The sequence below is a fragment of the Kitasatospora sp. NPDC057936 genome (genome assembly GCF_042887525.1).
Taxonomy (GTDB): domain Bacteria; phylum Actinomycetota; class Actinomycetes; order Streptomycetales; family Streptomycetaceae; genus Kitasatospora.
This window is the reverse complement of record NZ_JBHVPD010000023.1, coordinates 12,491-35,064: the sequence shown is the minus strand read 5'-3', so window position 1 is coordinate 35,064 and position 22,574 is coordinate 12,491. Positions and strand designations below refer to the sequence as shown.

23 protein-coding genes are annotated in these 22,574 nt (G+C 73.7%); 9 read left to right on the top strand and 14 right to left on the bottom strand.

What is annotated here, in order from left to right:
• The first annotated feature begins 51 nt into the window (after positions 1-51).
• Positions 52-528 carry a DUF1453 domain-containing protein gene (locus tag ACFVU9_RS15065; protein ID WP_387593568.1) on the top strand — a complete coding sequence of 159 codons (477 nt, stop codon included), beginning with the start codon at positions 52-54 and terminating at the stop codon, positions 526-528.
• On the opposite strand, the gene ACFVU9_RS15060 is transcribed toward ACFVU9_RS15065, so the two are convergent.
• The 3 genes from ACFVU9_RS15060 to ACFVU9_RS15050 form a co-directional block, all read right to left on the bottom strand.
• Positions 525-3,446 carry an FAD-binding and (Fe-S)-binding domain-containing protein gene (locus ACFVU9_RS15060; RefSeq protein ID WP_387593566.1) on the bottom strand — a complete coding sequence of 974 codons (2,922 nt, stop codon included), beginning with the start codon at positions 3,444-3,446 and terminating at the stop codon, positions 525-527. The two genes, ACFVU9_RS15065 and ACFVU9_RS15060, sit on opposite strands and share 4 nt — an antisense overlap.
• A gap of 132 nt (positions 3,447-3,578) precedes the next feature.
• A complete protein-coding gene (locus ACFVU9_RS15055; protein ID WP_380443190.1) occupies positions 3,579-4,595 on the bottom strand; it encodes a glycosyltransferase family 2 protein in 1,017 nt (338 codons plus the stop codon).
• 227 nt (positions 4,596-4,822) lie between these two features.
• Positions 4,823-5,479 (bottom strand): transglycosylase SLT domain-containing protein, encoded by a 657-nt coding sequence (locus ACFVU9_RS15050; protein ID WP_387593564.1) that lies wholly within the window; start codon positions 5,477-5,479, stop codon positions 4,823-4,825.
• 586 nt (positions 5,480-6,065) lie between these two features.
• Here ACFVU9_RS15050 and ACFVU9_RS15045 point away from each other — a divergent pair.
• Positions 6,066-6,854, top strand: coding sequence for a serine protease (locus ACFVU9_RS15045; protein WP_380443195.1), 789 nt, complete (start codon positions 6,066-6,068; stop codon positions 6,852-6,854).
• Positions 6,855-7,134: 280 nt separating this feature from the next.
• Here ACFVU9_RS15045 and ACFVU9_RS15040 read toward each other — a convergent pair whose 3' ends face one another.
• From ACFVU9_RS15040 to ACFVU9_RS15030, 3 genes are all read right to left on the bottom strand, one after another.
• The gene (locus ACFVU9_RS15040; RefSeq protein WP_387593562.1) at positions 7,135-8,334 is read right to left on the bottom strand and encodes a helix-turn-helix domain-containing protein; all 1,200 of its coding nucleotides are present in this window, start codon (positions 8,332-8,334) and stop codon (positions 7,135-7,137) included.
• A gap of 251 nt (positions 8,335-8,585) precedes the next feature.
• Positions 8,586-10,034, bottom strand: a complete 1,449-nt coding sequence (locus ACFVU9_RS15035; RefSeq protein ID WP_380443199.1) for an amino acid permease — start codon at positions 10,032-10,034, stop codon at positions 8,586-8,588.
• 245 nt (positions 10,035-10,279) lie between these two features.
• The gene (locus ACFVU9_RS15030; protein ID WP_387593560.1) at positions 10,280-10,501 is read right to left on the bottom strand and encodes a hypothetical protein; all 222 of its coding nucleotides are present in this window, start codon (positions 10,499-10,501) and stop codon (positions 10,280-10,282) included.
• Between the two features lie 98 nt (positions 10,502-10,599).
• Between ACFVU9_RS15030 and ACFVU9_RS15025 the strand changes: the two genes are divergently transcribed.
• Positions 10,600-11,598 (top strand): Ku protein, encoded by a 999-nt coding sequence (locus ACFVU9_RS15025; protein WP_387593617.1) that lies wholly within the window; start codon positions 10,600-10,602, stop codon positions 11,596-11,598.
• A 90-nt stretch (positions 11,599-11,688) separates the two neighbouring features.
• A complete protein-coding gene (locus ACFVU9_RS15020; RefSeq protein WP_380443203.1) occupies positions 11,689-11,973 on the top strand; it encodes a hypothetical protein in 285 nt (94 codons plus the stop codon).
• Positions 11,974-12,006: 33 nt separating this feature from the next.
• Here the strand turns inward: ACFVU9_RS15020 and ACFVU9_RS15015 are convergent, their stop codons facing one another.
• Together ACFVU9_RS15015 and ACFVU9_RS15010 are read right to left on the bottom strand one after the other, a co-directional pair.
• Entirely contained in the window at positions 12,007-13,395 is a 1,389-nt protein-coding gene (locus ACFVU9_RS15015; protein ID WP_380443205.1) for an NADP-dependent succinic semialdehyde dehydrogenase, read from the bottom strand.
• Positions 13,396-13,540: 145 nt separating this feature from the next.
• The gene (locus ACFVU9_RS15010) at positions 13,541-13,822 is read right to left on the bottom strand and encodes a DUF6158 family protein (protein WP_380443207.1); all 282 of its coding nucleotides are present in this window, start codon (positions 13,820-13,822) and stop codon (positions 13,541-13,543) included.
• A gap of 196 nt (positions 13,823-14,018) precedes the next feature.
• Here ACFVU9_RS15010 and ACFVU9_RS15005 point away from each other — a divergent pair, with 196 nt between their 5' ends.
• Complete coding sequence (locus ACFVU9_RS15005) at positions 14,019-15,017, top strand: adenosine deaminase (protein ID WP_387593557.1); 999 nt, start codon at positions 14,019-14,021, stop codon at positions 15,015-15,017.
• A gap of 65 nt (positions 15,018-15,082) precedes the next feature.
• Here the strand turns inward: ACFVU9_RS15005 and ACFVU9_RS15000 are convergent, their stop codons facing one another.
• The 4 genes from ACFVU9_RS15000 to ACFVU9_RS14985 form a co-directional block, all read right to left on the bottom strand.
• Positions 15,083-15,697, bottom strand: coding sequence for a vitamin K epoxide reductase family protein (locus ACFVU9_RS15000; RefSeq protein ID WP_380443211.1), 615 nt, complete (start codon positions 15,695-15,697; stop codon positions 15,083-15,085).
• On the bottom strand, positions 15,694-16,485 hold the full coding sequence (locus ACFVU9_RS14995) for a DsbA family protein (protein ID WP_380497315.1): 792 nt from the start codon (positions 16,483-16,485) through the stop codon (positions 15,694-15,696). The genes ACFVU9_RS15000 and ACFVU9_RS14995 overlap by 4 nt, the downstream gene beginning before the upstream one ends.
• A gap of 130 nt (positions 16,486-16,615) precedes the next feature.
• The gene (locus ACFVU9_RS14990; RefSeq protein ID WP_380443215.1) at positions 16,616-17,278 is read right to left on the bottom strand and encodes a hypothetical protein; all 663 of its coding nucleotides are present in this window, start codon (positions 17,276-17,278) and stop codon (positions 16,616-16,618) included.
• Positions 17,279-17,407: 129 nt separating this feature from the next.
• Positions 17,408-17,851, bottom strand: coding sequence for an SRPBCC family protein (locus tag ACFVU9_RS14985; protein WP_380443217.1), 444 nt, complete (start codon positions 17,849-17,851; stop codon positions 17,408-17,410).
• Between the two features lie 148 nt (positions 17,852-17,999).
• Between ACFVU9_RS14985 and ACFVU9_RS14980 the strand changes: the two genes are divergently transcribed.
• Positions 18,000-18,869 (top strand): Fpg/Nei family DNA glycosylase, encoded by an 870-nt coding sequence (locus ACFVU9_RS14980; RefSeq protein WP_380443219.1) that lies wholly within the window; start codon positions 18,000-18,002, stop codon positions 18,867-18,869.
• 83 nt (positions 18,870-18,952) lie between these two features.
• Here ACFVU9_RS14980 and ACFVU9_RS14975 read toward each other — a convergent pair whose 3' ends face one another.
• Both ACFVU9_RS14975 and ACFVU9_RS14970 read right to left on the bottom strand, forming a co-directional pair.
• Positions 18,953-19,813, bottom strand: coding sequence for an SAM-dependent methyltransferase (locus ACFVU9_RS14975; RefSeq protein WP_380443221.1), 861 nt, complete (start codon positions 19,811-19,813; stop codon positions 18,953-18,955).
• Positions 19,814-20,116: 303 nt separating this feature from the next.
• Positions 20,117-20,368 carry a hypothetical protein gene (locus tag ACFVU9_RS14970; RefSeq protein WP_387593554.1) on the bottom strand — a complete coding sequence of 84 codons (252 nt, stop codon included), beginning with the start codon at positions 20,366-20,368 and terminating at the stop codon, positions 20,117-20,119.
• On the opposite strand from ACFVU9_RS14970, the gene ACFVU9_RS14965 reads away from it, so the two are divergent.
• From ACFVU9_RS14965 to ACFVU9_RS14955, 3 genes are all read left to right on the top strand, one after another.
• Positions 20,352-20,969, top strand: a complete 618-nt coding sequence (locus ACFVU9_RS14965) for a polysaccharide deacetylase family protein (protein WP_380506802.1) — start codon at positions 20,352-20,354, stop codon at positions 20,967-20,969. The two genes, ACFVU9_RS14970 and ACFVU9_RS14965, sit on opposite strands and share 17 nt — an antisense overlap.
• Positions 20,970-21,131: 162 nt before the next feature.
• Positions 21,132-21,455, top strand: a complete 324-nt coding sequence (locus tag ACFVU9_RS14960) for a hypothetical protein (protein WP_387593552.1) — start codon at positions 21,132-21,134, stop codon at positions 21,453-21,455.
• A gap of 131 nt (positions 21,456-21,586) precedes the next feature.
• Positions 21,587-22,459, top strand: coding sequence for a sulfurtransferase (locus ACFVU9_RS14955; protein WP_380443227.1), 873 nt, complete (start codon positions 21,587-21,589; stop codon positions 22,457-22,459).
• The last annotated feature ends 115 nt before the right edge of the window (positions 22,460-22,574 follow it).

Below are 22,574 nucleotides of genomic sequence, written 5' to 3'. Positions count from 1 at the left end.
GCTAAATTGCTGATTTAGCACAGTCGAGCTAAAAACGTGGGGGGAACCGACATGAACGTCTGGCTGCACGCGGGGCTGATCGCCGCCGTGGTGGCGGTGGTGGTCGTCCGGCGCCTGAACGGCGAACCGCTCAACGCCCGGGACCTGTTCGCGCCGCCCGTGGTGCTGACCGGGATCGGCCTCTGGACGGTCTCCCGGCACGCGGGCCTGCACGCGGCGGACTACGCCTGGATCACCGCGGGCGCCGTCCTCGGCACCGCACTCGGAGCGGCCCGCGGCGTGACCGTCCGCGTCTACGAGCGCGACGGCGTGCTGTGGCAGCGCTACACCTGGCGGACGTTCCTGGCGGCCGGGATCTCCCTCGCCGTCATGGCCGGATTCGCCGCGCTGGCCGCCCACTTCGGCCTCGCCGCGGACGCCCGACCGGTCCAGCTCTCCATCGGCACCGGCTTCCTGGGCGAGGCCCTGGCCGTCGGCCACCGCGCCCTGTCCAGCGGCACGCCGTTCGCCCCGGAGCGGCGGGTCTAGTCCTCCTCCCGCAATCCCCCGGCGATCAGCTCGGCGAGGTGCAGCGCCCGGCGTCCTTCGGCGAGTTGGGTGATCTGGGTGCGGCAGCTGAAGCCGTCGGCCAGGATCACCGTGCCGGGGGTGGTGGCGCGCAGTTCGGGGAGGAGGACGCGTTCGGCGATCGCCTCGGAGATCTCGAAGTGGCCCTGCTCGAAGCCGAAGTTGCCGGCCAGGCCGCAGCAGCCGGAGTCCAGGACCCGGTTGTGCAGGCCCAGTCGGGCTTCGACGCGGCGGTCGGCGGCGGTGCCGAGGACGGCGTGCTGGTGGCAGTGGGTCTGGGTGACGGCGTCGCGCGGGATGCGGGGGAGCGGGGCGTCGGGGGCGTGTTCGTCGAGGAACTCGGCGAAGGTGAGCGTGCGTCGGGCGAGCGGGCGGCCGTCCGGGCCGAGCAGGCGGGGGAGGTCCTCGCGCAGGCTGGCGGTGCAGCTCGGGTCGAGTCCCACCACGGGGGTGTCGGCGGGCAGGCCGGCCGCGTCGATCGCGCGCAGGCTGCGGCGCAACACCCGCCGGGCGGAGTCGAGTTGGCCGGTGGAGTACCACGTGAGGCCGCAGCAGACCGGGCCGGCGGGCAGGCGGACGTCGAAGCCCAGGTGCTCCAGCACCTCGACGGCCGCGCGCGCCACGTTCGGCTGGAGGTGCTCGGAGAACGTGTCCGGCCAGAGCAGGACGGGCGGTGCGCCCGCCGGGGCCGGGTGCGCGGCGCGGTGCCGGCGGTACCAGCGGGTGAAGGTCTCCGGCGGGAGGACGGGCAGGACGCGCCGCCGGTCGATCCCGCCGAGCCGCTTCAGCAGGGCGCCGGCCGGGGAGCGGGCGAGGGTGTTGGCGGCCCCGGGGGCGAGGGCGGCGGCGCGCAGCCAGAACGGCAGCCGGCCCATCGAGTAGTGGGAGCGCGGGCGGAGGCGGCGCCGGTAGTGCTGGTACAGGAACTCCGTCCGGTACGTCGCCATGTCGACGTGCACCGGGCAGTCGCTCGCGCAGCCCTTGCAGCCCAGGCAGAGGTCCAGCGCCTCCCGGACCTCCTCCGAGCGCCAGCCGTCGGTGATCGCGGCCTCGGAGCGGTGGCCGGAGGGTGTCCCCGCGCCGCGCAGCATCTCGGCGAGCAGCCTGGCCCGGCCCCGGGTGGAGTGCCGCTCCTCGCTCGTGGCCATGTAGCTCGGGCACATCACCCCGGTGCTGGTGTCGACGCACTTGGCGACGCCGACGCAGCGGTGCACGGCCTTCGTGAGGCTGCCGCCGTCCTGCTCGTACGGGAGGGCGAGGGGCAGGGCGCGGCGCGGGGCGGTGACGAAGCGCAGGTCGGCGTCGAGCGGGCGCGGGTCGACGAGGGCGCCCGGGTTGAGCAGGTTCTCCGGATCCCAGATGTGCTTGAACTCGCGGAAGAGCGCCAGGACTTCGGGCCGGTACATGCGCGGCAGCAGCTCGGCGCGGGCCTGTCCGTCGCCGTGCTCGCCGGAGAGCGAACCGCCGTACGAGACGGCCAGATCGGCCGCCTGCTCCAGGAACTCCCGGAAGACCAGCACCCCTTGGGGCTCGCCGAGCGGGAAGTCGATCCGCAGGTGCACGCAGCCCTCGCCGAAGTGCCCGTACGGCACGCCGCGCAGGCTGTGCCGGCGCAGCAGCGCGCGCAGGTCGCGCAGGTAGTCGCCGAGCCGCTCGGGCGGGACGGCGGAGTCCTCCCAGCCCGGCCAGGCCTCACCGCCTCCCGGCAGCCGGGTGACGGTCCCGGCGCCCGCCTCCCGGACGGCCCACAGCTGCCGCTGCTCGACCGGGTCGGTGACGAGGGCGACGGCGGCCGACGGCTCGCGCCGCACCGCGTCGGCGAGCCGGCGGGCGGCCTGGTAGGCCTCGGTGCGGGTGGCGCCGCCGACCTCCAGGAACAGCCAGCAGGCGCCGGCGGGCAGCCGGTCGAGCGCGGGCGGGCGGGGGCCGGCCGCGAGGAGGGCCTCGATCAGGTCGGCCGCCATGCCCTCGGCGGTCAGCGGGCCCAGCGGCAGCAGGGCGGGGACCGCGTCGGCGGCGGCGCCCTCGTCCGGGTAGCCGGCCACGACGAGTGCGCGGGCGGGCGGGTCCTCGACGAGCCGGACGGTGGCGCCGAGCAGCAGCGCGCAGGTGCCCTCGGTGCCGGTGAGGGCGCGGGCCAGGTCGTGGCCGTGCTCGGGGAGCAGTGCGTCCAGCGGGTAGCCGGAGCCGCGGCGGGGCAGGCGGGGCAGGCCCTGGCGGATGGTCGCGAGGTTGCGGTCGGTGAACTCCTGGAGCAGCGTGTGGAGTTGTCCGGCCCGTCCGGGCAGGGCGCGCAGCGTGTCGCGTTCGGCGGGGGTCAGCGAGCCGCCGACGGTCAGCTCGGTGCCGTCCGCGAGGAGCAGTTCCAGCCGCTCGACGCTGTCGGAGGTGCGCCCCCAGGCGAGGGAGTGCGAGCCGCACGCGTCGTTGCCGATCATGCCGCCGACCGTGCAGCGGCTGTGCGTGGACGGGTCCGGGCCGAAGCGCAGCCCGTGGGGGCGGGCGGCGCGCTGGAGGTCGTCCAGGACGACGCCGGGCTCGATCCGGGCCGTGCGGGCCTCGGGGTCGACGTCGAGCACCGCGCCCAGGTGGCGGCGGAAGTCCAGCACCACCGCGCCCGGCCCGATCGCCTGCCCGCCGATGCTCGTGCCCGCCCCGCGGGCCACCACCGGCACCGCGTACCGGCGGCACAGCGCGAGCGCGGTGCGCACGTCGTCCCGGTCGGCCGGCTTGACCACGCCGAGCGGCAGGTGGCGGTAGTTGGAGGCGTCGTGGCCGTAGACCGTGCGCTCGGCGGCGCCGAAGCGGACCTCGCCGCGCAGCTCGGCGGCCAGCTCACGGGCCAGCTCGGCTCCGGGGACGGCGGACGGACGGCTCACCGGGGACCTCCGGGGCGGTGCGGCGACGGCTCCGGCCGATCATGACAGCTCGACGTGCCGCGCGGCAGTGGGCCACCCCGCCCGTTCCTCCGACGGAGTGGCCGCCGTAGCCGCTGCCCCGCGATCCCGGGATCAGGGCTTGCGCCGGTTGGCCCCCGTGATCGTGCCGCGCGCGATGTGGGACAGCTTCGCCACCTCGAACGCCGGGTACGCCCCGCCCGCCAGGAGCGTGAACTTGACGCCCTCGCGCCCGCCCGGCTTCTTGTGCCCGGGCGGCAGGAAACGGCGGTGGTGCTCGGCGGCCCGGTGGAAGAACTGCGGCCGCTCGGCGCGCGTCACGCACCCGGCGAGGTCGAACACGAACAGGTAGTGCCGGATCATCCGGACGAACACCGCGTCGCGGACGGCGTACAGGTGCGGCTGGTCCTCCAGCAGCGCGAAGGCGCGCTCGTACTGCTCGAAGAGGTCGAAGACGCTGCCGCCGGGCGAACCGGTCGGGTGGACGGTCTCCCGGCGCCGCAGCTGCACGCACTCGCGCGGCAGGACGGCCACCCGCTGCGCGCCGAGCATCGCCTCGTACACGACCGGGATCTCCTCGTACCGGCCGTCGGGGAAGGCCAGCTTGAGCTCGGCCCAGTGGCCGCGGCGCACCAGGCGGTCCCAGATCAGCGGCGGCGCGCCCAGCAGCTCCGGGCGCTCGAACGGCCCGGCGACCTCGCCCCCGGCCGCGGCCAGCCGCTGCGCCGCGCCGCCGGCCCACTCGCGGCCGTTGTGCAGCCGGGTGTGCCCGAACTGCAGGACGTCCACCGGGCCGGTCTCCGCCAGCCGGTCCGCGAGCGCCTGGAGCCCGTCCGGCGGCAGTACGTGGTCGGCGTCCAGGAACAGCAGGTACTCGCCGGCCGCCCGCGCCGCTCCGGCGTTGCGCGCCACGCCCACCCCGACCGCGGCGTCCAGGTGCAGCACCGACACCTGCGGGTGCTTCGCCGCGAACGCGTCCACGAGGTCGCGCGGGGTCTCGGCGGAGCGGTCGGCGACCACGATCACCTCGACGTCCCGGAAGGACTGGCCGAGCAGCGAGTCCAAACAGTCCGCCAGCTGTTCGTGCTGGTCGTAAGCGGGGAGCACGACACTGATCAGGGGTGAGGGCATGACGCCGGAGCGTAAGAGGGCGCGCGAACCGTGGCAAAGCCCTGACGCCCCGTAATTCCGGGCAATCCCCGGCAAACCGCACGACCGTGCGCGATATCTTCACGCCGCCTTCCGGACGCGTCCACGCCAGAAACCTGGCCGTATCCGAACGGCACGGGCCCGCGACGCGCTGCGCGCCGCGGGCCCGTGGGGGTGCCGGAGGGGCCGGCTCGGTGCCGGCGGCCGGATCAGTACCAGTGGTGGGTCTGCCAGAAGGACCACGCGCCGCAGGGGCTGCCGTAGCGGGAGTTCATGTAGTCCAGGCCCCACTTGATCTGGGTCGCGGGGTTGGTGCGCCAGTCGGAGCCGGCGGAGGCCATCTTGGAGCCGGGGAGGGCCTGGACGAGGCCGTAGGCGCCGGAGGAGGCGTTGACGGCGAGGGGGTTCCAGGTGCTCTCGCGGGAGACGATGTTGCTGAAGCACTGGAGCTGGCCGGCGGGCACGAGCTGGGCGGCGATCTGCTGCGGGGTGCCGGTGGGGGCCGCGGGGGCGGCGCTGAGGGTCTGGCGCTGCTGGGAGCGGGACGCGGCGGCGTCGGCGTCGGCCTTCGCCTTGGCGTCCGCCTGGGCCTTCGCGTCGGCCTCGGCCTGCGCCTGGGCGGCGGCCTGGGCCTGCGCCTGGGCGGCCGCGGCGGCGTCGGCCTGGGCCTGCGCGGCGGGGTCGGCCTGCGGGGTCTGCGGCGCCTGGGCGGCCTGGTCGACGACCGAGACGGCGGCGACCGGGGTGGCGGCCTCGGCCGTGTCGCCGGCCTGCGGGATCGCCAGCGCGGCGGTGGCGGCACTCGCCACGACGAGGGTGGCGACACCGGTGATCAGGGAATTGCGGCGGGCATGGCTGAGCGGCATGACTGCGGAAGGTCCTTTTCCGTCGGGTGGCATCACACGACCGTCCTCGGACGGCCGCGGCGCCCCGGCGGAACCGGCGGGGCGGGCCGGGCGGCGCGGCGGTGGGACCGTCGGCGCTGCCTGGCGACGAGCCATTCTTGGCAGGGCCGGGGACGGGTGGCAAAGGCGCTCGCTACTACGCCGGGTAGTGGGTGCGGCGGGGGGTGGTCGCCCGTTTTGAGTGGATTGCCCGAGTTGTTCGGCTGGAGGTTGCGGGCCGGTTGCGGACGGTGATCCAGAGGGGGAACGGCATGGTGGCCTGCGTTCTTCAGGTGGGGTGAGGCGCCGGGCGGGCCCGGGATCAAGCGGGTCGGGCGCCCGGTGCGGGGCTTCTGCTACGGAGAGTCGTAGATGGGGAAACCCCTGTGGGCGGCCTCACATGTTTGGCGGGCGGAGTTCGGCGGAGAGTGGTCGGATCGTCACCGGAATGTGGTGGAATCCCGCCTTGCTGTGTTCCTGCCAAGCCGGGCTGGCAGGGCCCGACCCCTCCTGCCGCGCCGCCGCGGCGCGCCACGCTCGATCCTCCCGACCTGTCCAGGAGGTATCGATGAAGCGTCAATTCGGAAGGATCGTCGGTCTGTTGGCCGGATTCGTGTTCGCGGCGGGCATGACGGCCCTGCCCGCCGCGGCCGCCCCGACGCCGTCCCAGACGGTCGTCGGCGGCACGCAGGCCGCGCAGGGCGAGTTCCCGTTCATGGTGCGGCTCTCGATGGGCTGCGGCGGCGCGCTCTACAGCCCGCAGATCGTCCTCACCGCCGCGCACTGCGTGAACGGCACCGGCGCCGACACGACCATCACGGCCACACTCGGCGTCGTCGACCTCAACAGCCCCGACGCCATCACCGCGCAGTCCGCGTACGTGTACCAGTCGCCCGCCTTCAGCGGCGCGGAGAACGGCAACGACTGGGCACTCATCAAGCTGAGCGCGCCGGTCGGCGGCGCACAGGTCGCCACGCTGCCGGTCACCGACTCCACCGCGTACGACGACGGCACCTTCACCATCGTGGGCTGGGGCGCGGCCACCGAGGGCGGCGACCAGCAGCAGTACCTCCTGAAGGCCACCGTGCCGCACGTGGACGACGCGGCCTGCACGACCGCCTACCCGAACCTCGTCACCTCGGCCTCGCTGTGCGCGGGCTACGTCGACCAGGGCGGCGTCGACACCTGCCAGGGCGACTCCGGCGGCCCGATGTTCCGGGCCGACTCGGCCGGGCGGCCCGTCCAGGTCGGCATCGTCAGCTGGGGCAACGGCTGCGCCCGACCGGGCTACCCCGGCGTCTACACCAAGGTGAGCACCTACGCCGCCGACATCGCGGCGGCCGCGGCCACCCTCTGACCGGGGATGCGGAGAGGCGCCCGGGAGCCGGTCCTCGGCCCCCGGGCGCCGGCGCGTGCGGAAGAAGGGGAGGGAGTGGGCCAAGAGGGGGTGCGGGCCCGGCGGTCTGCCGGGGCGGTGAGGGCGTGGGTCTGGTGGGGTGCGGCCTGTTGGCGGGGGTGGTCCCCGAGCGGGGGGTGCGGGCCCGGCGGTCTGCCGGGGCGGTGAGGGCGTGGGTCTGGTGTGGTGCGGCCCGTTGGCGTGGGTGGTCCCCGGGCGGGGCGAGGGCGGGCACCCCGGTTCAGGGGGTCGGGACGCGCGACAGCAGGCTGCGGGCCTGTCGGGCCTCGTGGGCGGTGCGGCCCGTCGGGGTGGGCGGCAGGTGGGCGAGGAGGGCGGTCGCGGCCTCCGGCTCGCCCGCGTGGGCGTGGGCGGTGGCCAGGCGGGCCGTGACGAGGGCGTGGTCGTGGGGGTGGGTGGAGGGCGGCAGCTGGGTGAGCGCGGTGCTCAGGTGGGCCGCGGCGCTGCGGGCGTGGGACGGGCGGCCGAGGCTCGCGGCGAGGTCGCGGTGGCACGTGCCGTGGGCGACGGTCAGGACGAGGTGGGCGCGCGCGAGCCACGGGCTCGGTTCGCCCGCGCGCAGGGCCGCCGCGGTCAGCCGCTCGGCGTCGGCGAGGGCGCGCAGGGCGTCGGGGGCGGCACCGGCGCGGCCGTACGCGTGGGCCTCGGCGAGGGCGGCCCAGGCCTGGACGCCGGGCCGGGCGGGCAGGAGGAGTGCGGCGGCGCGGGCGGCGCCGGCGAGGGCCAGGGCGGTCGTGGGGTCGCCGTTCCACCAGTGCACCGAGCTCTGCCGGGCGAGCAGGTCGGCGACGGCGGCCCGGTCGTCGGCGGCGCGGGCCCACGCGAGCCCGCGGCCGTACCAGGCGAGGGCGCGGGTGGGGCGGTCGCCGTCGAAGTGGGCCCAGCCGGCGAGCTCGGCGTAGCGGGCGGCGAGGGCGAGGACGCGGGCGTCCGGCCGCCAGCCGGCCAGGGTGCGGGCGTGGTGTTCGAGGACGGCGGTGAGGTCCTCGCCGCCGATGTGGCCGAGGGCGGCGCGGTAGACGGCCAGCAGGCCGCTCTGGACGTCGAGGGCGGCCGCGTCGGGCCGGACGGTGCCGGCGGCCCCGGGCGCGCCGAGCGGGCCGAGTGCGCCGAGGTGTTCGCGTTCCTGCCGCACGGGCTGCCAGAGCTCGGTGAGTTCGCCGCCGGTGCCGAGCAGTGCGTCGGCGCGGACGGCGAGTCCGGGCGGCGGCCAGCGGCGGGCGTTCTCGATCCGGCTGATGAGGGAGTCGTCGTAGCCGAGCCGGCGGCCGAGTTCGGCCTGGCTGAGGCCGTGGACCTCGCGCCAGTGCCGCAGCCGGTGGCCGAAGCGCAGCCGGGCGGAGACGGGGATGGGGGCGGAGATGGGGACCGGGATGGGGGCGGGGGAGGGAGCAGGCGAGGGAACGCGGGGGAGCGGCACGGGGCCTCCCGGTGACGGTGGGGGTGCGCTCCGAGGGGGAAGCGCCATGCCGGGGTATCCCCATTGACGTAGACCCGTCAAACGAGTCGCCGCTCAAGCCGCCGCTCAAGCCGCCGCTCAAGCCGCCGTTCAACGCCGCCGTTCAAGGCTGCCGCTCAAGCGCGGGGCGGAGCCCCTGGAACGCGGACCGGGCCCGGGAGCCTCCGCAACGGCTCCCGGGCCCGGCGTTCCTCACGCGCGGGGCGGACGGCTCAGGAATCCGCCGCCACCGCGGCCCGCCGCCGACGGCCCACCACGGCCGAGGCCGCGAGCACGATCGCCGCGGCGACCAGCGACAGGTACATCTGCTTGCGCCCGTCGGAGTCGGTGAACATGTACGCCATCACGAACCCGATCATGCCGATCGCGGTCCAGGTGAGGTACGGGTACAGCCACATCCGCACGGTCAGCCGCTCGGGCATCTCGCGCTCGATGATCTTGCGCATCCGCAGCTGGGTGCCGCAGATCACCAGCCAGACGAAGAGCGCGACCGCGCCGGAGGAGTTCAGCAGGAACGCGAACACCGTGTCGGGGGAGGTGTAGTTGAAGAAGACGGCGATGAAGCCGAATACCACCGAGGCCAGGATCGCGACCCGCGGCACGCCGCGCTTGGTGACGGTCGCGAACGCCTTGGGCGCGTCGCCGCGCTGGCCGAGCGAGAAGGCCATCCGGGAGGCCGTGTACATCCCGGAGTTGAGGCAGGACAGGACGGCCGTCAGCACGATCACGTCCATCACCTGGCCGGCGTGCGGGATGCCCACGTGGTTCAGCACCGCGACGTACGGGCTGGCCTTGACCTCGGCGGAGTCCCAGGGCAGCAGGGTGACGACGAGCAGGATCGAGCCCAGGTAGAAGACGCCGATGCGCCAGATCACGCTGTTGGTGGCCTTGGTGACGGCCTTCTCCGGGTCCTCGGACTCGCCGGCGGCGAGCGTGACGATCTCGCTGCCCATGAACGCGAACACGACGGTGAGCATGCCGGTGAACACCGCGCCGACGCCGTGCGGCAGGAAGCCGCCGTGGCCGGTGAGGTTGCTGGTGCCGACCGAGTGGGTGCCGGGCAGCAGGCCGAACACGGCGAGGATGCCGATCACCAGGAACGCGGCGATCGCGACGACCTTGATCCCGGCGAACCAGAACTCGAACTCGCCGTAGGACGACACCGAGGCGAGGTTGGTGGCGGTGAGCACCGCCATCACGATCAGCGCGAACGCCCACTGCGGCACGCCGGGCATCCAGTGGTTGAGGATCTTCGCGCCGGCGGTCGCCTCGACCGCGAGCACCACGACCCAGAAGAACCAGTACAGCCAGCCGATGCTGAACCCGGCCCAGCGGCCGAGCGCGCGGTCCGCGTAGGCCGAGAACGAGCCGCTCTGCGGGTCGGCCGCGGCCATCTCGCCGAGCATCCGCATCACCAGCACGACCAGCAGGCCGGCCAGCGCGTAGGAGAGCAGGATGCCGGGGCCGGTGGCCGCGATGCCCGCGCCGGAGCCGACGAACAGGCCGGCGCCGATCACGCCGCCGATGGCGATCATCGACAGGTGGCGGTTCTTGAGCCCGGCCTTCAGGTGGCCGTCGCCGCCGTGCCCGCCGTGCCCGTCCGGTCCCGCCTGGTGGGGGACCTTCGCCGTCGTCGCCGGCTTGGTGGTGTCCGCACTCATCAAGGGTGCCCTTTTGCCTTTCCCGCGCGGTGTGACCCTCGGCTCGTCTCGCCGGAGGGTTTGTGGGGACAGACCCGCGCATTGCGGTGCAACCTAACTTCTACGCCCGAGTATCGGAACAAGGCCTCGATAACTGTTCGGTAAGCGGACGAGAAAGCGCAGGTCAGAGGGGGTGCAAAGGTGACGTGGAAGCCTCAAATCTGACGCAGCGTCAGATCGCGTGAGGGTGTTCCGGGATGGGAGGTCTATGCCTCTCGCAGTTCCAGGACGACGATCCGGCGCGCGTCCGCCGGCCGTCCGGTGAGGCGGGCCGCGAGGATCCGGGGGATGTCGCTCTCCTGCGCGTGGCCGGGGAGCAGGGCCACCTCCGCCCGTCGCACCCCGGGCTCCCCGTGGACGGCGTACGCCACCCGGTACGTCGTCCGCTCCGGCGGTGGCGTGCACTGCTCCCGCCCGTCGACAGTCATCGGCACCCGCCTCCTCCGGGCCATTGTCGACCCGGTGTGGCCGAACGGGGCAAATCCGGGCAGAGTGGGATTCTCCGGAAGGGGTGGCCCTCATGCCCATGCAGACCACCTGGAAGGGGACGATCAGCTTCGGGCTGGTCAGCATCCCCGTTCACCTGTACTCGGCGACGCAGGAGCACGACGTCGCACTGCACCAGGTGCACGCCAAGGACGGCGGACGGGTGCGGATGAAGCGGTACTGCGAGCGGGAGGAGAAGGAGGTCCCGTACGCGGAGATCGCCAAGGGCTACGAGTCGCCCGACGGCCGGACCGTCACCCTCACCGACGAGGACCTGGCCGACCTCCCGCTGCCCAGCAAGAAGATCATCGACGTGCTGGCCTTCGTCGACGCCACCGAGATCGACCCGCTGATGTTCTCCAAGGCCTACTACGTCGGCGTCGCCGACAAGGGCGCGGCCAAGCCGTACGCCCTGCTGCGCGACGCGCTCGTCGAGTCCGGCCAGATCGCCGTCACCAAGATCGCGCTGCGCACCCGGGAGTCGCCCGCGGTGCTGCGCGTGCACGACGGCACCCTCGTGCTGCAGACCTGCATCTGGCCCGACGAGGTGCGCCCGGCGGCCGGGATCGCGCCGGAGGAGGACGTCAAGGTACGGCCGCAGGAGCTGAAGATGGCCCGGTCGCTGATGGAGACGCTCTCCGAGGACTTCGACCTCTCCCAGCTCCACGACGACTACCAACTGGCCCTGCAGCAGGTCGTCCAGGCCCGCCTGGAGGGCGTCGAGATCCCGCACGAGGAGGAGCCCGGCGAGGCGCCCGACAACGTGATCGACCTGATGGAGGCGCTGCGCAGCAGCCTCAAGCAGGCCAAGGTCGCGCACGGCGGCGACGGGCCCGCGGGGGAGGGGCCCGCGCCGCCGCGCAAGCGGGCCGCCCCGGCGAGGAAGACGGCGTCCGCGCAACCCGAGGCCGCCGCGACGAAGACCACCGCCCGCAAGACCACCGCCCGCAAGACGACGACCGGCAAGACGACGACAGGCGAGACGACGACCGGCAAGACGGCCACCCGCAAGACCGCGGCCCCCCGCAAGGCCTCGTAGGCCGTGCGGGAAGGTCCGCGGACCAGGCAGTCCCCCTTTCCCGACTTCCCCCTTTCCGACTTTCCCGACCGACGACGGGAGGCGATCCCCATGGACCTGCTGACCTACAAGGAACTCGACACCGGCCCCGACGCCCCGGCGGACCCGAGCTGGGGCCACCGGGCCTGGCACTGGCTGCTGAGCCTCAGCCCGACCGCCGTGACGATCATGGTCGCGCTCTCGATCGGCTTCTGCATGGTCGCGGTGCAGGTGTCCCAGGAGGTCGTGCTCGCCGTGCTGGCCGTCTTCTGGGGCCTGACCTTCATCGCGCTGGTGGGCGTGGTCGCCCGCTGGATGACGACGCCCGGCCGGGGCAGGCACCGGATGGCCGCCTGACCCCGGCCACGCAGGCGCGGGATCCGGGCGGGCTCAGCCGATCCACACCGTGGTGACGTTGCAGAACTCCCGGATCCCGTGCCCCGACAGCTCCCGCCCGAACCCGGAGCGCTTGACGCCGCCGAACGGCAGCGCCGGGTGGGAGGCGGTCATGCCGTTGAAGAACACCCCGCCCGCCTGGATGTCGCGCACGAAGCGTTCCTGCTCCGCCGCGTCCGTCGTCCAGACGTTGGAACTCAGGCCGAACGGCGTGTCGTTGGCGAGTGCGACGGCCTCGTCGAGGTCGGCGACGCGGTAGACGGTGGCGACCGGCCCGAAGGTCTCCTCCAGGTGGATCCGCATGGCCGGGGTGATGCCGGTGAGCACCGTCGGCTCGTAGAAGTACCCGGTGTCCCAGCCCTCGGGGCGCCCGCCGCCGCACTCGACCCGGGCGCCGTGGGAGCGCGCGTCCTCGACGAGTTCCTCCAGGTCGTCCCGGCCCTGGCGGCTGGCGAGCGGGCCGACGTCGGTGGCCTCGTCCATCGGGTCGCCGACCCGCAGGGCGCGCATCGCCTCGCTGAAGCCGGCGGTGAAGGCGTCGTAGACGTCGGTGTGGACGATGAAGCGCTTCGCGGCGATGCAGGACTGGCCGTTGTTCTGCGCCCGGGCCCGGACGGCGGTGCGGACGGCCGCGTCGAGGTCGGCGGACGGCATCACCACGTACGGGTCGCTGCCGCCGAGTTCCAGCACGGCCTTCTTGACCTCGTCGGCCGCGGTGGCGGCGACCGCCCGCCCGGCCGGCTCGCTGCCGGTGAGGGTCACCGCGGCCACCCGGCGGTCCCGGATCACGCCCTCGACCGCGCCGGAACCGATCAGCAGGGTCTGGAAGCAGCCCTCGGGGAAGCCGGCCCGGCGGAACAGCTCCTCCAGCGCGACGGCCGTGCGAGGCACGTTGGAGGCGTGCTTGAGCAGGCCGACGTTGCCGGCCATCAGCGCGGGCGCGGCGAACCGGATCACCTGCCAGAACGGGAAGTTCCACGGCATGACGGCCAGCACTGCGCCGATCGGGCGGTAGCGGACGTAGGCGCGGGCGGCGCCCGAGTCGGCGACGTCGGCCGGGGCCGGGTGCTCGTCGGCGAGCAGCGCCTCGGCGTTGTCGGCGTACCAGCGCATCGCCTTCGCGCACTTGGCGGCCTCGGCCCTGGCCGCGGTGAGCGGCTTGCCCATCTCCTCGGTCATCGTGCGGGCGATCGCCTCCTGGTCCTGGTCGAGCAGGTCGGCGGCCCGGCGCAGCAGCGCGGCGCGGGAGGCGAAACCGGTGGTCCGGTAGCTGTGGAAGGCGGCCTCGGCGAGGGCCAGGCGCCGGTCGAGGCCGGCCGCGTCGAGGGGTTCGAAGGTCTGCAGGATCTCGCCGGTCGCGGGGTTGACGCTTGCGATGGGCATGCGGGGGGCTCCCAGGGTGTCGGGGAAGGGCCTGTGCCCAAACCTGCCCGACCGACCGTCCCCGGACACGCCACCGCCGCCCGGCGTGTCCTGCCGGGCGGTGGGCGGGGACGGCCGGGCGGTGCGTGGGGACGGCCGGCGCGGGCTACTCGGGCAGCGACTCGACCCGGGCGGCGGCCTCGCGCGCACGGGCCCCGGCCCGGGTGCGGCCGGCCGTCACCAGGCGGTTCGGGAAGCGGTGCAGGTACTCGGCCTCCAGCTGGCCGGTACGCAGGGTGTGGCGCTTGAGCGCCTCCTCGGAGCCGTACAGGAACGTCTCGTGGCGTGTGCGGTGCAGCTGTTCCAGCTCGTGCAGCAGGATGTCGTTGCCCAGCGCGTGCGGGGAGACGCCCTCGGGCCTGAGCTGCGGGGCGGTGGCGTGCCGCATGTCCGTACCTCCTCGGCGAATGCCCCCCTTGTACCCGGTGCCCGGCTACCCGCTCCAGTACACGCGTTCGGGTGACGGGCGGCATCTCGGGGTGGGCGCCGCGCCGCGGGTCCGGGCAGGCTGTGATCATCAAGCCTCGACATGAGACGTAGGATGAATCCTTCGTTTCCACAGAAACCGCGCGGACGGATCGCTCATGCCCCTTCCCAAGGCCGAACTCCACCTGCACATCGAAGGCACGCTGGAGCCCGAGCTCGCGTTCGCCCTCGCGGACCGCAACGGCGTCGCACTGCCGTACGCCGACACCGAGGAGCTCCGCGAGGCCTACTCGTTCAGCGATCTGCAGTCCTTCCTGGACCTGTACTACGCGCTGATGGCCGTGCTGCGCACGGAGGAGGACTTCGCGGACCTCGCCGACGCCTACCTCGCCCGCGCCGCGGAGCAGGGGGTCCGGCACGCGGAGATCTTCTTCGACCCGCAGGCGCACACCGCGCGCGGCGTGCCGATCGGCGTCGTCGTGGACGGGCTCACCCGCGCGCTCGGACGCAGTGCGGAGCGGTACGGCATCAGCACCCGGCTGATCATGTGCTTCCTGCGGGACGAGTCCGCCGACTCGGCGCTGGAGACCTTCGAGGCCGCGCGCCCGTACTTCGACCGGATCGCGGGGATCGGCCTCGACTCGGCCGAGGTCGGCAACCCGCCGGCCAAGTTCCGCGAGGTGTACCGGCGCGCGGCCGAGGCCGGGCTGCGCCGTGTCGCCCACGCCGGGGAGGAGGGGCCGGCCGGGTACGTCACGGAGGCGCTGGACGTGCTGGGCGTCGAGCGGATCGACCACGGGCTGCGCTGCCTGGAGGACGGCGAGCTGGTGGCCCGCCTGGTCCGCGAGCAGGTGCCGCTGACCCTGTGCCCGCTGTCCAACGTCCGCCTGCGGTGCGTCGACACGCTCGCCGACCACCCGCTGCGGGAGATGCTGGACGCCGGGCTGCTGGTCACCGTCAACTCCGACGACCCGGCCTACTTCGGCGGCTACGTCGACGACAACTTCCGGGCCGTCCAGCAGGCCCTGGCGCTGGAGCCGGAGACCCTGCGGCTGCTCGCCGCGAACTCCTTCCGCGCGTCCTTCATCGACGACGACCGGAAGGCCGAACTCCTGGCCGAGGTGGCCGCGTTCACCTTCCCGCCGGTCGAGTTCTGACGGCGGGTCGCGCCTGCGCCCCCTCCGGGCAGTGCTTGGGGTCGAGGGGGCGGAGGCGCGGCAGGTCAGAGCAGGGTGCTCCAGTAGTACCAGAACCGGTTGAGCACCAGCAGCGCGATCACCGCGTACCAGAGCACCGGCACCACCCAGTGGTAGCGCGCCGCCTCCCGCACCACCGGCCGCAGCCCGCGCCCGACCGGGATGATCCCCGAGCGCAGGTTGTGCAGCGTCGTGTACCAGAACAGGGGGATCATCGTGGCCCACACCACCATGCAGTACGGGCAGAGCGCGCCGATCCGGTAGAGCGCCTGGTACATCAGCCAGGTCACGAAGCCGATCCCGAACAGCGTCCCGGCCTGGAGGCCGAGCCAGAACCAGCGCCGGTACGCCGCCCCCGCGAGCAGGCCCGCGCCGATCGCCGCCACGACGGCGAAACCGGCCAGGCCGAGCAGCGAGTTGGGGAAGCCGAAGGCCTCGGCCTGCTCGCTGCGCATGATCGAGCCGCAGCTGATGATCGGGTTGATGTTGCAACTGGGGACGTACGACGGGTCCTTCAGCAGCCGGAGCTTGTCCAGCGTGAGGACCGCCGAGGCGAACAGGCCGACCGCGCCGCCGATCAGCAGCAGCCAGGCGAACGGCCGGCCCGCGCCGTACGTCCGCCCGGCGGGGGCGGCCGTCACCCGGTCACCTGCTTGACCATCGCGGTGAACTGCTCGGGGCTGACGGCCTTCCCGCCGGTGAGGACGTCCAGCTTCTTGCCGTCCAGCTTGACGGTCGGGGTGCCGGTGACGTCGCTCTTGTTGAACTCCTCGTTCACCTTCGCCGCCCACGGCGCGTAGGTGCCGTCCTGGACGGCCTTGACGAAGGCGTCGGTCTTCAGGCCCGGCACCTGGCCGGCCAGGTCGAGGATCTTGTTGGTGTCGCCGAAGCCGTCGGTGCGCTCGTCGGGCTGGTTCTTGTAGAGCACGTCGTGGAAGGCCTTGAACTTGTCCACGCCCTCGTTGAGCGCGGCGCCGGCGGCGGCCAGGGCGGTGCGTGAGCCCTTGCCACCGAGGTTGTCGTCCAGGAACGTCGCCAGGTGGTACTCGATCTTGTACGTGCCGGCGTCGGCGAGCTGCTGGATCGCCGTTCCGGTGGTGGTCTCCAACTGCTCGCAGAACGGGCAGCGGAAGTCCTCGTAGATCTCCAGGGTGTGCGGGGCGTCGGCCTTGCCGTAGGTGATCACGGTGCCGTTGGTGCCGCCGGCGTTGGCCGGGACGACCAGCGGGCCGCTCGCGGAGCCGCCGGAGGAGCCGGAGGAGCCGTTCACGGCGAAGGCCACGCCGCCCACGATCGCGAGCAGGGCGACGGAGGCGGCGCCGACCACGACGCGGCGGCGGACCCGGTCCGCGCGCTCGGCCTGCTCGCGGGCGGCGCGCATGCGGTCGGTGGCGGAGGTCCTGGTGCTGCTCTTGCGGGAGTTGCTCATGGGGTGTCGTCCTGTGCTCTCGGGTGCTCGCGGGCCTGCGGAAGAGGGCGCGCGGGCGTGCGGAAGGGCGGGCGCGCGCGGGGATCCGGCGCGCGGTGAGAGGACCGGCCGCGACCGTGGGAGGGGTCGCTCAGCCGGCCGGGGCGAACACCGGCGGACCGCGCCGCACGGCGGGGCCGAGCACGACGTCCTCGGCCGGGACGCGGACCCGGCTGGCCCGCGGGAAGGGCACCCGGACCACCGGACGGGCCGGGACGGGCGCCGAGAGCAGCGGCAGCAGACGGGCGGCGGCCGGCAGGTGGCGGTGCAGGAACTCGGCCGTCATCCGTGCCGAGCGCGCCAGGCCGGCCAGCGCGGCGTCCGCGCGGCGCAGCCAGAACGCGCCGGCCAACCCGATCGCCGTGTGCAGCAGCAGGAGCAGCGCCAGCCCGGTGTGCGGGGAGACTCCGTGCCCGAGCAGGAGGCCACCCAGGGACCCGCCGCCGCACAGCAGCGGCTCGAAGCCGCGGGTGGCGCCGGGCGGCAGCGACGGACAGCTCGCCTGGGCGTAGCCGAACAGCGCGCTCACGCCCAGCTCCAGCGGCAGGAACACCGCGGCGACCGCCGGGTAGCCGCGCTCGCGGCCGGCGAGCGCGAAGGCCACCGCGAAGACGGCGGCGGAGGCGACGGCCAGCGTGCCGGCGGGCAGCGGGCGGCCGGTGACGAGCACCTGGCCGAGCCCGGCGAGCAGCACGACCAGCGCGGCGAAGACCGCCGCGCGGAGTGTCCTGGTGACCGGGCCGGAGTAGTGCATCGCACCCGAGTCTGCCACAGGTTGAAACCCGAACGGTCCGGCCGACAGCCCCCTGTGGGGAGCCTCACCATGGCCGCTGAGCTGGGCTTATGTCGTCCTTACGCGATCGCGGGGGGCGCGGCGCGGCGATCACCGGGCGGCGGCGACCCGCGCCTCGACCAGGTCCCGGAAGTGTTCGAGGTCGCCCCGCACGGCCCGCTCGATCGCCCCGGCCTGGGCGAAGCCGCGCGGCCCGCCGAAGGCCTCGTGGACGGCGTCCGGGTCGTACTCCACCCGGATCTGCAGGCGGGTGTGCCCCGCGTCGATGGGCAGCAGGGCGAACGCGCCGCGCAGCCGGACCCCGTCGAGCGTCCGCCAGGCCATCACCCGGCCCCGGCCGCGGTCGGTGATCTCGGTCTCGACGTCCCGCTCGGAGCCCCCGATCGCCACCCCGAGGTGGGCGAGGTTCCGTCCGTGCGGGTAGGCGCTGCGCACCCCGTCGACGAACTGCGGGTAGTCGTGCACCCGGTGCAGCTGCTCCCAGGCGGCGAGGACGGGGGCTGCTATGTCGATCTGCTCCTCCAACATGGTCATGACTGGACCGGACCTCCTGCGGTTGGTCGCTCCGCCGGTTGATCGTGGAGTGGTTCCAGCCTGCGCTCCGGAGCGGCCGCGGGCAAAGGGCGCACGGGGGCGCACCCGCCGGGGCGCGGGGTGCGGGGCCGTGCGGGAGACTGGGCGCATGCCGGAGCTGCCCGAGGTCGAGGCGCTGTGCGCCTTCCTGCGCGAACGGCTGACCGGGCGGGTCGTCGCCCGGGTGCAGCCGGTGGCGATCAGCGCGCTGAAGACGTACGACCCGCCGGTCACCGCCCTGGAGGGGCTGACGGTCGGGTCGGTCGCGCGGCACGGGAAGTTCCTGGACATCGAGGCCGGCGGCCTGCACCTCGTCATCCACCTGGCCCGCGCCGGGTGGCTGCGCTGGAAGGACGGCCTGCCCGCCGAACCGCCGCACCCGAGCCCGAAGAACCCGCTCGCGCTGCGGGTGCGCCTGGCCGGCGAGGCCGGGGACGGCTTCGACCTCACCGAGGCCGGGACGAAGAAGGGGCTCGCCGTCCACGTCGTCCGCGACCCGGCCGAGGTGCCCGGGGTGGCCCGGCTCGGCCCGGACCCGCTGGACCCGGGCTTCACCCCGGAGTCCTTCGCCGCGCTGCTGAGCGGCGAGCGGCGGCAGCTCAAGGGCGTCCTGCGGGACCAGACCGTGCTGGCGGGCGTGGGCAACGCCTATTCGGACGAGGTGCTGCACGCGGCCCGGATGTCGCCGTTCAAGCTGGCGTCGAGCCTGACCGACGAGGAGACGGCGCGGCTGTACGCGGCGCTCGGCGACACGCTGCGCGACGCGGTGGAGCGCTCGCGCGGGCTCGCGGCGGGGGAGCTGAAGGCGGAGAAGAAGCTGGGGATGCGGGTGCACGGCCGCACCGGGCAGCCGTGCCCGGTGTGCGGGGACACCGTGCGCGAGGTGTCGTTCGCGGACTCCTCGCTGCAGTACTGCCCGACCTGCCAGACCGGCGGGAAGCCGCTGGCGGACCGGCGGCTGTCCCGGCTGCTGAAGTGAGCTGACGTGAGTGGTGCGGCAGCCGGGACGCGGGTCGGTGCGGGTGCGGGTGCGGTCGCGGGTGCGGTGGCGGGTGCGCTCGCTCAGCGCTTGATCGCGACGCCGCCCCAGTAGTACGCGGCCCACGGGTTGGCCGGCGGCGGGCCGTCCGGGCGCCAGGCGAGGACGGGGGTGACGCCCGGCTCGACGAGGTCCCAGCCGTCGAAGAAGCGCACGACGTCGTCGCGGGTGCGCGGCACGAGGGTCATCCCGCCGGCCCGGGCGGCCTCGGTGACCTGGCCGACGGCCACCGGGTCGAAGTCCTGGGTGGGGGTGGTGAGCGCGAGGCAGCTGCCGGAGGGCAGGGCGTCGCGCAGCGCGGCGACCCGGCCCCACGGGTCGTCCTCGTCGGCGATCAGCATCAGCACGGCGATCATCAGCAGGCCGACCGGCCGGTCCAGGTCGAGGGTCGCGGTGAGCGCCGGGTCGGAGAGCAGTTCCCCGGGCTTGCGCAGGTCGGCGTGGATGTAGGTGGTGCGGCTGGCCGGGGTGGAGACCATCAGGGCGCGGGCGTGGGCGAGCACGATCGGGTCGTTGTCGACGTACACCACGCGGGTGCCGGGGCTGACCTCCTCGGCGATCTCGTGGGTGTTGGGCGAGGTCGGGATGCCGGTGCCGAGGTCGAGGAACTGGCGGATGCCGTGCTCGCGGGCGAGGTGGCGCACGGCCCGGCCCTGGAAGGCGCGGTTGGCCCTGGCCATCTCCTTGATGCTGGGCACGGCCTGCTCGATGGCCTCGGCCATGGCGCGGTCGGGCGGGAAGTTGGTCTTGCCGCCCAGCCAGTGGTCGTAGACGCGGGCCGAGTGGGGAGTGGTGGTGTCGACGCCGAAACGTTCCCACTGGCTCAGCTCGGCGGGCTCGTCCTCGTGCTGCTCCCGGTCCGGGAAGTCCTGACTTGTCGTCATGGCCACGTCCTCTGATGGCAGATCATCACACTGGAGGGGGCCAGCGTAGCGGGCCTGTGTGGAACCTGTGCGTCCGGTGGGGGAAGGCCGGTGCCCTTGGGCCGTCGGAGTGGTGATCAGGTCCGTCGGGGGTGCCGACCGGGAGCCGGGGTTCCGGGCGGGGGAAGCATCCACCATGCTGTCAGATCGTCTGATTACCTCTCGGATTACTACGAACCCTGGCCCCGGGTCCGGATCGGGCCGCCCGTCCCGCCGGCTGCTGCTCGTCGCGGCCGGAATGTCGCTGCTCGGGGCGGCGGGCTGTCAGAACCCCTTCGACGGTGCGGATCCGCCCCCGGCGCCACCTGTGCCGGACGCCGCCGAGGCGGGCGCGGTCGGGGCGGCGCCGATCGGGTCCCCCTCGCAGTGGGCCTCGCCCACGGCCTCGCCCACCGCGCCGCCGTCCGCGACCCCGTCGAGGGCTCCCTCGCCCACTGCGACGGGCTCGCCGAGTGCGCAGGCCACGCAGGCCACGCAGGCCGCGCAGCCCGTCCAGCCCGTGCACAAGGTGCTCACCCAGGCGGAGAGCAAGCCGGTGTACGAGCTGGACCCGTCACGGAAGGTCGTGGCGCTCACCATCGACGACGGCCCGGACCCGCGGTACACGCCGGCCGTCCTCGACCTGCTCCAGAAGTACGGGATCCGGGCGACGTTCTTCCTGATCGGGGAGAACGCCGTCGAACACCCGGCCCTGGTGCGGGAGATCGCGGACCGCGGCCACCACATCGCCAACCACACCTGGACCCACCCGGACCTGCGGCACATGTCCGATTCGAAGGTCAAGGACGAGCTGGAGCGCACCTCGGACCTGCTCCTGCGGACCACCGGCCGGCAGCCGACCTGGTTCCGCGCGCCCGGCGGGGACTGGTCGGACGCCTCGCTGCGGATCGCCGCCGACCTGGGGCTGCGGAACATGGCCTGGTCGGTGGACCCGCGCGACTGGGCCAGGCCGGGGACGTCGGCGATCATCGACACCATCCTCAAGGACGTCCGGCCCGGCTCGATCGTGCTCAACCACGACGGCGGCGGGGACCGGTCGCAGACGGTGGCGGCGATCAAGGCGTACCTGCCGGTGCTGGTCGACTCGGGGTACTTCTTCACGGCCCCGCCGAACTGAGGGCGGTGGTGGCGGTGGCCGGTGCGGCGGGTAGCGGTTTGCTTGCTTAAACCACTCGAAAAGGTGGATTGGAAGAACCGTTTCTGCGCTTTTTGGGCCCATAGGGTGATCTCGCACCAATTCACCAGGTACCGCCGGGTACCACCTGAAAGGCCCTCAATCATGCGTCTCCGCAATGCCGTACTGGCCTCCGCCAGCGCCATCGCCCTCGTTCTCGCCGTTCCGACCTCCGCCGGCGCCGCCACCGGCGATTTCCTCTACAAGGTCGGCCCCGGGGTGCTGACCGGCCTGGCCGATCCGGAGAGCCGCGTGTGCATCGACCTTCCGGAACTCGGGAACGGCCCGGCCTTCGCGCCGGAGAACCTCACGAGCTCGACGGCCACGGTGTTCCTCGACGCCCACTGCGACGGGGACATCTTCTACGTCATGAACCCGGGCAAGAAGCTCGGCGACAAGCTGAAGCTGCGCTCGGTCATCTTCTCCTGACCGGCGGCGACGGGTGAGGTGGCCGGGGCCGGGCGGTCGGCGTAGCGTCGAACTGTCCGGCCCGGTCGCCGGCGCCTCGTCGTGCCCCGTGGTCGGGCGCCGCAGCCTGGGCAGAACGAAGGAGGCCTGGGATGACCGGCAACGGCTACGCCCACCCCGAGGCGCTGGTCCGCACCGACTGGCTGGCCCACCACCTGGACGACGGCACCGTCAGGGTCGTCGAGGTGGACGAGGACACCAGCGCGTACGAGCGGGACCACATCCCCGGCGCGGTCGGCTGGAACTGGGCCACCGACCTGCACAGCAGCGTCGGCCGCGACTACGTCGACCGGGCGGGCGTCCAGTACCTGCTGCGCGCGGCCGGGGTGGAGGACGACACGACCGTCGTGCTGTACGGCGGCAACAACAACTGGTTCGCCGCGTACGCGTACTGGCTGCTGCGGCTGCGCGGGTTCGGGCCGGTGCGGCTGCTGGACGGCGGGCGGAAGAAATGGGAGCTGGAGGGGCGCGAGCTCACCCACGAGGTCATGGACTACCAGCACACCTCGTACCGGCTGACCGGGCCCGAGCGGCCGGAGCTGCGTGCGCTGCGGGACGAAGTGCTGGGCAAGGCCGAGGTGTTCGCGAAGCCGGGCACGGACGCGGTGCTGGTGGACGTCCGCTCGCCGGCCGAGTTCCGGGGCGAGCTGATCGCGCCGCCGCACCTGCCGCAGGAGCAGGCGCAGGTGCCCGGTCACATCCCCGGCGCGCTGAACATCCCCTGGTCGCAGGCGGCCAACGACGACGGGTCGTTCCGCTCGGCGGAGGAGCTGCGGGCGCTGTACGGGGGCCGGGGCGTGGGGCCGGAGCGCGAGGTGATCGCCTACTGCCGGATCGGGGAGCGGTCCGCGCACACGTGGTTCGCCCTGACCGAACTGCTGGGGTACCCGCACGTCAAGAACTACGACGGCTCCTGGACGGAGTACGGCTCGCTGGTGCGGGCGCCGGTGGCGCTCGGGGCGTGAGGGCGCCGAAATCCGGCGTTCGGCCGGTTGCATCATTTCGGCTTGTTTCTTTGCATGAACATCTCATAATCCGGGAGTGGATCCGGGGCTGCCGGGACAAGGATCGATCCGACCC